Below are 14334 nucleotides of genomic sequence, written 5' to 3'. Positions count from 1 at the left end.
AAACTCCTAACCTATTCTCTCGCGTCGACCGAGGAGACCCTGCGGTCGGAACAGCAGGACCACGATGAGAACGACGAACGCTCCGACGTACTTGAGGTCGGAGGGGATCCACAGCGTGGAGAGCTCGACGAGGAGTCCGACGATGATCGAACCGACGAGTGCCCCGTAGGCGGTGCCGAGTCCGCCGAGCACGACCGCCGCGAAGATCAGGAGCAGGATCTGCCATCCCATGTCCCACTTGATCCCTGGACGGAAGTACGCCCACAGGATGCCGGAGAGGCCGGCGAGAGCCGAACCGAAGATCCAGACGAACCGGACGACGCGGTCGACGTCGATGCCGGATGCGGATGCGAGGGTCGCGTTGTCCGCGATCGCCCTGGTCGCCTTGCCGGTCTTCGTCTTCTGCAGCCAGTACGCGACGCCGACGAGCACCACGATGCTGATCGCCATGCTGACCATGTCGGTGGCCGACAGGGCAATCGGCCCGAGGAGAGTGATCTTGGTGGATCCGGAGTCCGGCAGCTGGTAGGTCTTGCCGCCATAGAAGTACTGGAAGATGTAGCGAAGGCCGAGCGACAACCCGATGCTCACGATCATGAGCTGGACTGTGCTCAAGCCCTTTATTCGCAATGGTTTCCAGAGTCCGACGTCCTGCGCCCAGCCGAGTGCTCCGGTGAGAACCACCGCCAGCGGGAAGGCGATCCAGAGCGGCCAGCTCAGGACGACACCGAACGTGAGTGCCATGAGCGCCCCGAATGTCACCATTTCGGCGTGCGCGAAGTTGGCGATGCCGGTCGTTCCGAACACGAGGGTCAGGCCGATCGAGGCGAGGGCGAGCATGAGCCCGAAGTTCAACCCGCTCATGACGCGGCTGACGAACTGGTCGAAGAAGCTCACGGTCTGGCGGACGCCTTCGCCGAGGAAGAAGTTGACCGTCTTGTTGTTCGTCAGTCCGAACTCGGCCTCGATCGTGTTGCCCTCGGTGACGATGACACCCTTGGGAAGGGTCGACTCGTCGAGCGTGATGTCGTACTTCTTCTTGTCGGGGACGCCGACCTTCCACTGGCCCTTCTCATCGGTGAGGACGTCGGCGGAGTATCCGCCCCCGGACACCGTGATCTTGACCGCGTCCAGCGGCTTGTCGTTGTACTTGACGTTGCCACTGAAGATGTATTGGTACTTGTCGGTGTTCGTCTCATCGGCGTGGGCCGGAACAACCGCCGTCATGGAGAAGGCGAGGGCCGCGAAGAGCGCTGCGAACAGGAGGACTATGGGTCGCTTCGACAGGGAGCGAGACCGGTGAGCAGGAACCACGAGACCTCCAAGACGGACCAGGTGGAGAATGGGAGGCTCTCGGGTTCTGGCTGCCGTCATCGTTGACAGTACTTGCCGATTATGTCGTAATCGGGGGCTCAGTTCCACACAGGCCCCTGAGGACGGGCGAACCGGAGCCACAAACGCTACGATTAATTACCGGAATCAGCGTCGCGCCCGGCCTCCCCATTACGGCGAATAACGATTCGGAGATTCATGGAGCAGCCAGACCCGTTCGGTTTCATCGGACTCACCTATGACGACGTCATGCTCCTGCCCGGGCATACGGATGTCATCCCGAGCGAAGCCGACACGTCGTCGAGGCTCACGCGCAACATCCGGGTGGCGACCCCACTCATCTCCGCGGCGATGGACACGGTCACCGAGGCGCGGATGGCCATCTCGATGGCGCGCCACGGCGGCCTCGGCATCCTGCACAGGAACCTGTCGATCGAAGACCAGGCGACATTCGTCGACAAGGTCAAACGCAGTGAATCCGGCATGATCACGAACCCCGTGACGACCACCCCGGACGCGACTGTCGCCGAAGTGGATGCGCTGTGCGGGCAGTTCCGCGTCTCCGGCCTTCCCGTCGTCGAAGGCGACGGCAGACTCGTCGGCATCATCACCAACCGTGACATGAGGTTCGTCTCGCAGTTCGAGAAGCAGACCACCCTCGTGCGCGACGTCATGACGAAGATGCCGCTCATCACCGCACCGACGGGCATCGACCCGGATGCCGCCATCGCGATCTTCGCGCAGCACAAGATCGAGAAGCTGCCGCTCGTCGACGCGAACGGCAGGCTGACCGGACTCATCACGGTCAAGGACTTCGACAAGACGGAGAAGTACCCGAACGCCACGAAGGATGACGAGGGCAGGCTGCGGGTGGGAGCCGCGATCGGATTCTTCGGTGACGCCTGGCAGCGTGCGGGGGCCCTCGCGGACGCCGGTGTGGACCTCATCGTGGTCGACACCGCGAACGGGGAGTCCGAGGGCGAGATCGGCATCATCCGCAGGCTCAAGGCCGATGCGGCCTTTGCGAACGTCGACATCATCGGCGGCAACGTCGCCACGCGCTCCGGCGCTCAGGCGCTCATCGACGCAGGGGCGGATGCCGTCAAGGTGGGCGTCGGGCCAGGATCGATCTGCACGACCCGTGTCGTCGCCGGCGTCGGGGTGCCGCAGGTGACCGCGGTGTACGAGGCCTCCCTCGCCGCGCGCGAGGCGAACATCCCGGTCATCGCGGACGGCGGCCTGCAGTATTCGGGCGACATCGCGAAGGCGCTTGTCGCCGGTGCGGAGTCGGTCATGCTCGGGTCGCTGCTCGCCGGAACCGATGAAAGTCCGGGCGACATGCTCTTCATCAACGGCAAGCAGTTCAAGTCGTACCGAGGAATGGGTTCGCTCGGCGCGATGCAGACCCGCGGCAAGCGCACCTCCTATTCGCGCGACCGGTACTTCCAGGCCGACGTGCCGAACGACGACGAACTCATCGCCGAAGGCATCGAGGGCAAGGTCGCGTACCGCGGGCCGGTCTCCTCCGTCGTGTACCAGCTGCTCGGCGGCCTGCGGCAGTCCATGTTCTACACCGGGGCGCACACGATCGATGAGCTTCGCGCGAAAGGCAGGTTCGTGCGGATCACGGCCGCGGGCCTCAAGGAGTCGCACCCGCACGACATCCAGATGGTGGTGGAGGCGCCGAACTACCGGCACTAGTTCTGCGGGGTGCGTCCGCAATTCCTGTAGTCTGGTCGGCTCGCCTGTGGTGGGCCTCCGGCATCCGGAGTCGCAAACCGAGGACCACACACATGGGCTACATCGACGTCAACAGCGTCTCGCTGTCGCTGCCCGACGGCCGCCCCCTTCTCGACGACGTGAGCTTCCGCGTCGGCGAGGGCACGACGAGCGCACTCATCGGCGCGAACGGCGCGGGAAAGTCGACGCTGCTGCGCATCATCCGGGGCGAGCAGAAGGCGGATGCGGGGGCCGTCTCGATCGACGGGGCGCTCGGCATCATGGACCAGTTCGTCGGTCACCTGCGGGACGCCTCCACGGTGCGCGACCTGCTCGTGTCGGTGGCGCCGGCGCGCATCCGCGCGGCTGCGATCGCACTCGACCGCAGCGAGCTCGCGATCATCGAGAACGACGCGCTCGAGACGCAGATGGCCTACGCGAGCGCGCTCGCCGAGTACGCGGAGGCGGGCGGCTACGAGCAGGAGACGGTGTGGGACGAGTGCACGACCGCGGCGCTCGGCATCCCGTTCGAGCGGGCCCAGTACCGCGAGGTCACGACACTCTCCGGCGGGGAGCAGAAGCGGCTCGTTCTGGAGGCGCTGTTCCGCGGGCCGGATGACCTGCTCCTCCTCGACGAGCCGGACAACTACCTGGACGTGCCGGCGAAGCGCTGGCTCGAGGAGACGCTGCGTGCGTCGAAGAAGACCGTGCTGCTCGTGAGCCACGACCGCGAACTCCTCGCGCGCGCGGCCGACCGCATCATCACCCTCGAGCTGGGCGGCGCCGGGGCGACGACGTGGACGCACGGCGGCGGATTCGGGACCTACCACGATGCGCGAAAGGCGCGCATGGACCGACTCGACGAGCTGCGACGCCGCTGGGACGAGCAGCAGGCGAAGCTGCGCCAGCTCGTGCAGGCGATGAAAGTCAAGGCGGCGGCGAGCGACGAGTTCGCCTCCCGCTATCACGCGGCCGTGACGCGGCTGCGGAAGTTCGAGGAGGCCGGACCTCCGCTCGAACGACCGGCGGACCAGGATCTCTCGATGCGACTGCGCGGGGATCGCACCGGCAAACGAGCCGTGGTGTGCGAGCAGCTCGAGCTCACGGGGCTCATGGCGCCGTTCGATCTCGAGGTGTGGTTCGGCGACCGGGTGGCTGCGCTCGGGTCGAACGGCTCCGGGAAGTCGCACTTCCTCCGACTGCTCGCGCTCGGCGGGACCGATCCCGACCCGCGCGCCGGGCACCTCACCTCGGTCGGCGCGACGCTCTCACCGGTCGCCCATACGGGCGTCGCGAAGCTCGGAGCGCGCGTCGTGCCCGGATGGTTCGCGCAGGTGCACGAGCATCCGTCGCTCCACGGGCGCACGCTTCTCGACATCCTGCACCGCGGTGACGACAATCGCAGCGGGATGGCGCGGGAGGCGGCATCCCGTGCCCTCGACCGCTACGGGCTGGCGGGGGCTGCAGAGCAGGTATTCGAGTCGCTGTCCGGTGGGCAGCAGGCGCGGTTGCAGATCCTGCTGCTCGAGCTCTCCGGCGCGACGCTGCTGCTGCTGGATGAGCCGACCGACAACCTCGACCTCGTGTCGGCAGAGGCGCTGCAGGACGCCCTCGAACGGTTCGAGGGGACGGTCATCGCGGTCACGCACGACCGGTGGTTCGCGCGCTCGTTCGACCGGTTCCTCGTCTTCGGTGCAGATGGCAGGGTCTACGAGTCGGATGCGCCGGTCTGGGACGAGGGCAGGGTCGCCCGGCCGCGGTAGCTCGTCGGTTCCCTTCGCCGCTATGTGCGGCGCGCTCCTCGGGGAACGGTCAGCGGATGCGCGCCAGGCGAGTGACAGCCTCGGTGAGCGTTTCGGGCGAGCAGGCCAAGTTGAGCCGCGCGAAGCCGACGCCGGGCGTCCCGAACGGCGGCCCATTGCTCAGGGCGACCTTCGCGTGTTCGAGCGCGTGGGCGGCGGGATCGTCGCCCCAGCCGAGCCCGCGGAAGTCGAGCCACGCCAGGTAGGTGGCCTCCGGCATCCGGTACTTCACGGTGGGCAGGTGTTCAGCCAGCAGAGTCGACATCAGGCGGCGGTTCGCGTCGAGCGAGGTGAGGATGCCGTCCAGCCAACCCGCGCCCTCCCGATACCCGACCGTGCTCGCCTTGAGTCCGAGGATGCTCGTGCGCCAGTACACCTCGTCCGGCATCGTCCCGATGATCGGCTGGTTCGGACCGCCGGCCGTCACCATGATCGCGCACTTGAGACCCGCGAGGTTCCACGCCTTGCTCGCGGCGGTGACGCACACGCCGACCTCGCGGGCGGCGTCCGATACGGAGAGGAACGGGGTGAACACGGCATCCGGGTAGGTGAGCGGCCCGTGGATCTCATCGCTCACGACCGTGGCACCGTACTTCGCCGCGAGGTCCGCGACAGCGCGCAGCTCGTCGGCGGAGTGCGCGCGGCCGACCGGGTTGTGCGGGTTGCAGAGCAGGTAGGCGGTGGCGCCGTCCCGGAATGCGCGCTCGATGCCCTCAAGGTCGAGCGACCAGCCGTCGTCGATGCCGCCGGCGAGCGGCACCTCGACGACGCGCGCGCCGGACTCGGCGACGAGGTCGAAGAACGGGAAGTACACGGGCGGGTTGATGATGACGCCCTCGCCCGGCTTCGTGACACGCCGCAGCGTTTCGACGATGGCGACACCGACATCCGTCGTCGTCCAGACCTGGGCGGGGTCGACGGTCCAGCCCCAGCGGGAGGCGGCGAAGGTCGCGAACGCCTCCGGCAGTTCGGATGTCGGCGGGGCATAGCCCGTGTCCGAATTCCGGATGGCCGAGACGACCGCCTCCGCAATGGGCGGGGCCAGCGGGTAGTCGGTCTCGGCCACGAAGAGGGGGAGCACGTCATCCGGGAACGCACGCCACTTCATGCTCGTGCGCTGCCGGAGCCTGTCGATCGGATCTGCCGTCACGTCCATGACCCCAGCATGCCATCTCTGCCGAGCCCAGCGTGAGGGTGAAGCTAGGCTTGAGGGCGTGAGCGACATCGAGATCGGCCGGTCGAAGCGCGGACGCCGCGTCTACGCATTCGACGACATCGCCATCGTCCCGAACCGGCGAACGCGCGACCCGGAAGACGTCTCCGTGAGCTGGACGATCGACGCGTACCAGTTCGACATCCCTGTGCTGGCCGCACCCATGGATTCGGTCGTCTCGCCGGCGACCGCGATCCGCATCGGCCAGCTCGGCGGCCTCGGTGTTCTGAACCTCGAGGGCCTGTGGACGCGCTACGACGACCCGGAACCGCTCCTTAAGGAAATCAGCGAACTGCCGGCGGATGAGGCGACGAAGCGGATGCAGGCGATCTACGCCGAGCCGATCAAGCCGGAACTCGTCACGAGCAGGCTCGCGGAGATCCGCGCGGCCGGCGTGACCGTCGCCGGCGCCCTCTCCCCGCAGCGCACCCAGCAGCTCTACAAGACCGTCGTCGAGGCCGGCGTCGACCTGTTCGTCATCCGCGGCACGACCGTGAGCGCAGAACACGTGTCGAAGAACCAGGAGCCGCTCAACCTCAAGGAGTTCATCTACGAACTCGATGTTCCGGTGATCGTGGGCGGGGCGGCCGGATACACGCCGGCGCTTCATCTCATGCGTACGGGCGCGGCGGGGGTCCTTGTCGGGTTCGGCGGCGGGGCAGCGTCGACGACGCGCGCGAGCCTCGGTATCCACGCTCCCATGGCCACGGCGGTGGCGGATGTCGCCGGCGCTCGCCGCGACTACCTCGATGAGTCCGGTGGCCGGTACGTCCACGTCATCGCCGACGGAGGACTCGGCAATTCGGGCGACATCGTGAAGGCGTTCTCGGTGGGGGCGGATGCCGTCATGCTGGGCAGCGCGCTCGCTCGCGCCACTGATGCGCCCGGCCGCGGCATGCACTGGGGCGCTGAGGCGCACCATCCGGAACTGCCGCGCGGAAACCGTGTGGAGGTCGGATCCGTCGCGCCGCTCGAGCAGATATTGTTCGGCCCCTCCAGCGTGCCCGGCGCCACCGTGAACCTCATCGGCGCACTCAAGCGCGCGATGGCGACGACCGGCTATTCGGACCTCAAGGAATTCCAGCGGGTCGAGGTCGTCCTCGCTCCGTACCACGCCTAGGGGAAGACCATGGCAAAGAAGACAGTCACCCGTTCAGCCAAGCTCGGCATGGAGGAACGGGCGGCCGCGATCGCGGCGCTCAAGGAGAAGGAACTCGACATTCTCGTGGTCGGTGGCGGCATCGTCGGTACCGGCAGCGCCATGGATGCGGTCACCCGCGGCCTGCGCGTCGGGATGGTGGAAGCACGCGACTGGGGCAGCGGCACGTCGAGCCGGTCGTCGAAGCTCGTGCACGGCGGCATCCGCTATCTCGAGCAATTGAACTTCCGCCTCGTGCGGGAGGCGCTCATCGAGCGCGGACTGCTGCTGCAGCGTCTCGCGCCGCACCTCGTGAAGCCGGTTCGGTTCCTGTACCCGCTCACGACGCCGATCATCGAACGCCTCTACATCGGAGCGGGGATGCTGCTCTACGACCTGTTCAGCTACAGCGGTGGCAGACCGCCCGGCGTCCCGCACCACCGTCACCTCACCAAGCGGCAGGTGCACAAGATCATGCCGAGCCTGCGCGATGACGCGCTCGTGGGCGGGATCACCTACTATGACGCCCAGGTGGACGATGCCAGGTACGTGTCGAGCCTCGCCCGTACGGCATCCTTCTACGGTGCGCACGTCGCGAGCCGGGTGCGGGTGGAGGGCTTCCTCAAGGTGGGCGAACGCGTCGTCGGAGTGCAGGCTCACGACCTGCTGACCGGCGAGCGGTTCGACATCCGGGCTCGCCAGGTCGTGAACGCGACGGGCGTGTGGACGGATGACACGCAGTCGATGGTCGGAGAACGCGGCCAATTCAAGGTGCGCGCGTCGAAGGGCATCCACCTCGTCGTTCCGCGAGACCGGTTCCAGTCCAAGATCGGGTTGCTGCTGCGCACGGAGAAGAGCGTGCTCTTCGTCATACCGTGGGGCCGGCACTGGCTCATCGGCACGACGGACACCGACTGGAACCTCGACAAGGCCCATCCCGCTGCCACGGCGGCCGACATCGACTATCTGCTCGGGCACGTCAACAAGGTCATCAACGTTCCGCTGACGCGGGAGGATGTCGAGGGCGTCTACGCCGGACTGCGCCCGTTGCTCGCGGGTGAGAGCGACGAGACGTCGAAGCTGTCACGCGAGCACATCGTCGCGCACAGCGTTCCGGGGCTCGTGGTCGTCGCCGGTGGCAAATGGACGACGTACCGCATCATGGCGAAGGACGCCATCGACGAGGCCGTCGCCGCCCTGGACGGGAAGGTGCCGCCGAGCACGACGGAGGATGTCGCGCTGCTGGGGGCGGAGGGCTACCAGGCGGCGTGGAACAAGCGGTCGAAGATCGCGAGGGCGTTCGGCGTGCACAGGGTGCGCATCGAACACCTGCTGAATCGCTACGGGACGCTCACCGACGAACTGCTCGATCTCATCCGGGAACGGCCGGAGCTGAACCACCCCCTGCCCGGAGCCGACGACTATCTCGAGGCGGAGGTCGTCTACGCGGCAACGCACGAGGGCGCGCTTCACCTGGATGACGTGCTCGCCCGGCGCACCCGAATCTCGATCGAGGCGTGGGATCGCGGTGTATCCGCTGCGCCCGTTGCCGCGCGCCTCATGGGTGACGTCCTCGGCTGGGACGATGCGCGGGTGAAGCAGGAGGTGCGGTTCTACCTCAAGCGGGTCGCCGCGGAACGCGCGAGCCAGGAGCAGCCGGATGACGCGTCGGCCGACCGGGTGCGCCTCGAAGCGCCCGACATCACCGTCGCGAAGTAGTCATCCACAGACTCGTTGTTTGACCCCAGTTCGGGGGGTGGGCGGGTGCGAGACCCCGATTTACCGGGGAAAACTCAACGCCCCCGTCGAGATGCCCCCTTATCCGCCGTCGCGTCCTGAGGTTATAGTGAGCGGCAAGTGGAGGTATGAAAATGCCTCGACTCCCGTCTTGCGCCGGATTTCCGGTGCGGTCGCTTACCTAGGAGGACACTCTTGTCCGTTTCAATCTCTCCGTCGACCCGTTTTGTCAGCGCGATCGCGACCGCGACACTCGTGCTCAGCGGTGTCTCTCTCGTCATGGTCGCGCCGGCGAATGCCACTGTGGCGCCGATGACGGTTACCGGGAACGACATCCGGAACAGCGAAGCCGTGTACGAAGGCTGGCATGAGGGCTATAACAACACCACCCGCCAGTACTACGTTGCAGGCGACGGCTTGCACTTCGGGACGAACAGCCCGTCGCAGATCCTGAACGGAACTGCACCGGTTTCGGCCACGGCGGCAGAACTTCAGGCGATCATCGAAGCGTCATCGGTTGACGTCGTGTCCGGAACACCGACATTCCAGATTCCGTTGTGGTTCGGGGCGGGGAACCCGCAGGATTACACGACGCTGCGGTCGCAGGATGTGGTCACGGGGACCAACACCTGGACGACGAGCAGCAACTGGGTGTCGAGTGCGAACATCCCGAACACGGGAACGCCGGTCATCGCCAAGAACGTAGCGACCCCGCTCTCGGACATCATTGCGGCACTCAATACGCAGGGCAGTTTGAGGCTGCTCGGCTTCGGCGTGCAGGCGAGTGCAGCTGCAGTCGTCTCGGGCCTCACCTACAACGGAACCCCGTACGTGTTCGAGCCGTACGTTGCGGCTGCGCCGACCACCACGATCCCCGTGCGTCAGGTCGATGTCTACCCGACTTCTGCCGACTACACGGAATGGCACGAGGGGTACAACAACGCGACGCCGTCCTACTTTGTTGGGGCAGACGGCCTTCACTTCGGCAGCCCATCGCAGTCGCAGATAACACTGGGACTGGTTCCTCCGATCGCCACGACCGACATAATTGGACTGATCACGTCGGCGAGCATGGATGTGACCGGCGCGGATCTGACCATGCAGGTTCCTGTGACGTTCGGGGTCGGAAACACCTTCGCGACACTCAAGTCGGATTTCCTTACGACGGGCGTTTACTCACCGTCACTCAATGACCCCTGGCAGTCGTCCAAGTTTATTTATGATGACGGTACTGCCAGTAACTCCACGCAAATCGGCAAGACTCTGTTGATTGGGAAAAACATTCCCATCAAACTCGGTGACCTTCTCGACATCATCAACGGGTTCGGGAACGTTCAAGTTCTCGGCTACGGCATGCAGGCAGAGACTTCCGCAGCACAGAAGATCGTTCACACGTTTACGTGGGGTGCCACAGAGTACGTGTTTGCGCAGCCGGTCCTGCAGGCGTGCACGTCGACTTCGGCGGCTGCAGTACCGACCAATCAGGACTCGCAGGGCTGGACGTTCGGTGAGACCCGTGCGACCGGTCACAACGAGTTTGTCGACGGTGGCCTGCACGTCTGGACCGAAGGCAGCACCTCAACCGACAAGGCCGCCGGCTACAAGGCTGCGTCATTCAATCTGGCTGATCTCGGTCAAGGTTTCGGCATCACGCAGACGGGCGGACCCGGCTTTGGGCCGTCTCTGCAACTCATGGTCGACCTGAACAACGACGGAAACCCCGAGGGCTACCTCGTCTACGAAGAGGCCGCTTATGGCGTGAACAATGTGTGGCTGTCCAGCAACTGGTCGCATCTCGACATTTCCGCAGCGCCGACGACGATCAACGGCGGCGGCACGGGCAAGGGCGGGTCCGTCGATGCCTGGCTTGAGGCCTGGCCGGATGCGAAGATCATGGCGGTCGGTTACTCGCTCGGCTCGGGCGTCCTCGGCGACTGGACGATCACCGGAATCACTGCCGGATGCACGACCTACGGCTTCACCTCCGACGACACCTACGCGACTCCGACGAGCACGGTGAACGTCAACGACACCGAGATCTTCCCCATCGAGGACTACGTCGGCTGGGGCGACGGTTACGGCTACACACCGCGGTCATACTCGACCCAGTCTGATGGTGCTCACATCGGAAACGGGCACGCGACGCAGATTATCAACACGTATCCCACACCCATGACGACGACGGATCTTGAGTCGCTCATCACCGGTGCGAGTGTGGATGTCAGCAGCGGAAGCGTCACCTACCAACTGGCAATGCGCTACGGCGACGGCAACACTTTCACGACGCTGCGCTCGCAGAGCCTGACCGGTTCGGATAACCACTTCTCGGTCGCCGACAACTGGGTTTCGACCAGGGCGCTCGTGGATAACGTCGACGGGACTGTCACGACGACCAACTACACGGCCCCGATTGCAGACCTTGTCGCGTTCCTGAACGCACAGGGAAACGTGAAGGTGCAGGGATTCGGAATCCAAGCCGATTCCCCGGCAGTGTTCCAAAACCTCATCTTCAACGGAACGAAGTACGTCTTCGTCCCGACCGGGGTAACTGCGCCGACCAACGAGGTTCGTGTGACGCAGCCTGAGATCGCGCTCGATGAGTCGACCTACGAGGGCTGGCACCAGGGGTACCCGAACCAGACGGGAGTCAACCAGACCTTCGCGGTCGGGGATGACGGGCTGATCCTCACGCCCGGTAACGACCCGGTAACGCCGCGGACGCAGATTCTCAACGGCCTGACGACTCCCGTCGCCGGAGCTGACCTGTACGCATTGCTCACCTCACAGGCCGGAATCACCACCGGCGCCGGCGGTGACGTGACCTACCAGGTTCCGGTGAGCTGGACCGGTGGCTGGAGTACGCTGCGGTCGGCGAGCCTGTCCACGGGTTCCCACACGTTCACGCTCAGCAGCCCCTGGCTCTCAAGCAACGCGATCGGTAGCACGATCCTGGCCGGCACTCAGTATCCGCTCGGGGTCATCCTCGACGCGTTGAACGCGCAGGCGGATGCTGTGGCGATCGGCTTCGGTGTTCAGACGACGGTTGACGCACTCGTCACCGACATCACCTGGGGTGACACGCGCTACTACTTCGACGGTGCGATCACGTCATCGTTCCCGACGATCACCGGCGGCTCGACCTTCGGCGACACCCTCACCGCTCACGCGGGAACCTGGGTGCCGTCGAACGTGACCTTCGCCTACCAGTGGAAGGACAACGGATCCCCGATCTCCGCTGCGAACAGCGACACCTACGCGCCGACGGCCGACCAGGTCGGAAGCACGATCACAGTGACCGTGACCGGCTCTGCCGATCACTACGCGGATGTGTCCTCCACCTCGCTCGGTGTGACGATCGCCGCAGGCACGATCACGACGGCGGTGCCCACCATTTCGGGTAACGCAGTGGTGGGAGAGGTGCTGACAGGAAATGCGGGTACCTGGGCTCCTGGGACAGCGGCGCTGACCTACCAGTGGTACGCGGATGATGTCGCGATCGTGGGTGCGACCGGTTCGACCTACACGCTTGCGGCAGCCGATCTCGGTGCCATCATCACCGTGAAGGTGACCGGTACCCAGACGGGCTACACCACCGCATCGGCGACCTCGCTCGGTACCGCGCCGGTGGCGAACGGCACGCTCGTAGTCACTCGCATCGCAGGCCAGAACCGCTATGAGACCGCCGTGGCGATCTCGCAGCAGTGGACTACCGCGACAAAGGTCTACATCGCGAACGGCCTCGGATATGCCGACGCGTTGAGTGCGGGCCCAGCCGCTGCTCACTTCAATGCGCCGTTGCTGTTGACCGCACCGGATTCGCTTCCCGCGGTCGTCGTCACCGAGCTCAACCGGTTGCACCCGAGCGAGATCGTGATCGTCGGTGGCACCGGAGCGGTGAGCGCGGCGGTTGAAAACGCACTGAACAGCTTGACGTTCACCCCGACGGTGAAGCGAGTAGCCGGTGGAGATCGGTACGCAACGTCTCGGGCGATCGCGCTCGACACGTGGGGTGCCAGTTCGCTTGGAACCGCCTATTTGGCAACCGGAACCAATTTCCCGGATGCTCTGTCTGCGGCGCCCGCAGCGGCTCACTTCGATGGTCCGGTGATCCTGATCCCGGGAATGGCGAGTTCGATCGACGCGACAACACAGGCACTGTTCACCTCGCTGGGGGTTGACAAGGTCAAGATTGCCGGTGGTACCGGGGTTGTCAGCACTGCGATTGAAGCGCAGGCGAAGACGATCTTCGGACCGACCAACGTCACCCGCACCGGTGGTGCTGACCGCTACGCAACCTCGGTGGCGATCAACGCCGACGAGTTCAGCTCGGCCTCCACCGTCTACCTTGCACAGGGCACCGGGTTCCCGGATGCGCTGGCTGGTGCGGCCCTCGCCGGAAATAACGGGGCTCCGTTGTTCGTGAGCATGACGACCTGCATCCCGCAGTCGGTCATGGACGCGATCATCAGCCTGGGGGCGACGAGCCTGGTGCCGCTCGGCGGAACCGGCGTCCTCAGCTCGGCGGTAGAGAGCCTCACCGTCTGCGACTGAGACACCCGAATAGATAACTGAGTGGGGCCCGCCGGAAGGCGGGCCCCACTCAGACGTTAACGCCTGGTTGGTAGACTGGCGACGCCACCAGCCTGAAGAATGTGAACCCCGACCCCATGTGGAAGATCGCCCTGCGCCCACGGTGGATCGCCGCCCTCATCCTCGCGCTCGCCGTCGCCGCCGGATTTGCCCTTCTGAGCCAGTGGCAGCTTTCCCGGAGTGTCAGCACGGGCACCGTCGTCGAGCGCCCGACGGAGACCGTTCTTCCGCTCACTGAGGTGGCCACACCGCAGGCACCGCTCCCGGCGGCGGCCGACGGCCAACGGGTCGCGGCGGCCGGACGGTTCCTTCCCGCGGACACACTCGTCCTGAGCGATCGGCTCAATGAGGGCAAGTCCGGGTACTGGGTCGTCGCCCACCTGCAGACCGACGGGGCCGGCGTCGCCGTCGCGCTCGGCTGGACGGCATCCCAAAACACGGCCGAATCGGCCGCATCCTCCTTCGATGGCGGGGATGCGACAGTCACCGGTCGTCTCGTCGCCGATGAAGGTCCGCAGACCGGGGACTTCCAGTCCGGAGAGCTCAGCACGCTGTCAGCCGGCGCCATGGTCAACCTCTGGTCCACAACGGATGCCCGGGGCGTCTACAACGGCTACATCGTCTCCGCCGACCCGCCAACCGGCCTCGAGGCGATCCACGCCCCCAGGCCGGTCACCGACGTGGAACTCAATTGGCTGAACCTCTTCTACGCCGCGGAGTGGGTCATCTTCGCCGGGTTCGCGGTCTTCCTCTGGTGGCGACTGGTTCGCGACGTCTGGGAGCGCGAGCGTCGCGCCTAAACT

8 protein-coding genes are annotated in these 14334 nt (G+C 65.7%); 6 read left to right on the top strand and 2 right to left on the bottom strand.

Features of this window, described 5'->3' with window-relative positions; all coding sequences use genetic code 11:
- Positions 1-6: 6 nt before the first annotated feature.
- Entirely contained in the window at positions 7-1263 is a 1257-nt protein-coding gene (locus BKA04_RS05600) for a branched-chain amino acid ABC transporter permease (RefSeq protein WP_411757111.1), read from the bottom strand.
- Positions 1264-1530: 267 nt separating this feature from the next.
- Here BKA04_RS05600 and guaB point away from each other — a divergent pair, with 267 nt between their 5' ends.
- A complete protein-coding gene (guaB, locus tag BKA04_RS05595) occupies positions 1531-3033 on the top strand; it encodes an IMP dehydrogenase (protein ID WP_104095523.1) in 1503 nt (500 codons plus the stop codon).
- 92 nt (positions 3034-3125) lie between these two features.
- Positions 3126-4814: an ATP-binding cassette domain-containing protein gene (locus BKA04_RS05590; protein WP_104095522.1), complete on the top strand. Its 1689-nt coding sequence runs from the start codon at positions 3126-3128 to the stop codon at positions 4812-4814.
- Between the two features lie 49 nt (positions 4815-4863).
- Here the strand turns inward: BKA04_RS05590 and BKA04_RS05585 are convergent, their stop codons facing one another.
- On the bottom strand, positions 4864-6009 hold the full coding sequence (locus BKA04_RS05585; RefSeq protein ID WP_104095521.1) for a MalY/PatB family protein: 1146 nt from the start codon (positions 6007-6009) through the stop codon (positions 4864-4866).
- A gap of 58 nt (positions 6010-6067) precedes the next feature.
- On the opposite strand from BKA04_RS05585, the gene BKA04_RS05580 reads away from it, so the two are divergent.
- From BKA04_RS05580 to BKA04_RS05565, 4 genes are all read left to right on the top strand, one after another.
- Positions 6068-7186 carry a GuaB3 family IMP dehydrogenase-related protein gene (locus BKA04_RS05580; protein ID WP_232841981.1) on the top strand — a complete coding sequence of 373 codons (1119 nt, stop codon included), beginning with the start codon at positions 6068-6070 and terminating at the stop codon, positions 7184-7186.
- 9 nt (positions 7187-7195) lie between these two features.
- Positions 7196-8923: a glycerol-3-phosphate dehydrogenase/oxidase gene (locus tag BKA04_RS05575; protein WP_104095519.1), complete on the top strand. Its 1728-nt coding sequence runs from the start codon at positions 7196-7198 to the stop codon at positions 8921-8923.
- Positions 8924-9136: 213 nt separating this feature from the next.
- Positions 9137-13492 (top strand): cell wall-binding repeat-containing protein, encoded by a 4356-nt coding sequence (locus BKA04_RS05570; protein ID WP_104095518.1) that lies wholly within the window; start codon positions 9137-9139, stop codon positions 13490-13492.
- A 101-nt stretch (positions 13493-13593) separates the two neighbouring features.
- Positions 13594-14331: an SURF1 family protein gene (locus BKA04_RS05565; protein ID WP_232841980.1), complete on the top strand. Its 738-nt coding sequence runs from the start codon at positions 13594-13596 to the stop codon at positions 14329-14331.
- Positions 14332-14334: the final 3 nt, after the last annotated feature.

It is taken from the genome of Terrimesophilobacter mesophilus (assembly GCF_014200375.1).
GTDB lineage: Bacteria > Actinomycetota > Actinomycetes > Actinomycetales > Microbacteriaceae > Terrimesophilobacter > Terrimesophilobacter mesophilus.
Note: the sequence above shows the minus strand (reverse complement) of the source record. Positions and strands in the feature narration are given on the sequence as shown.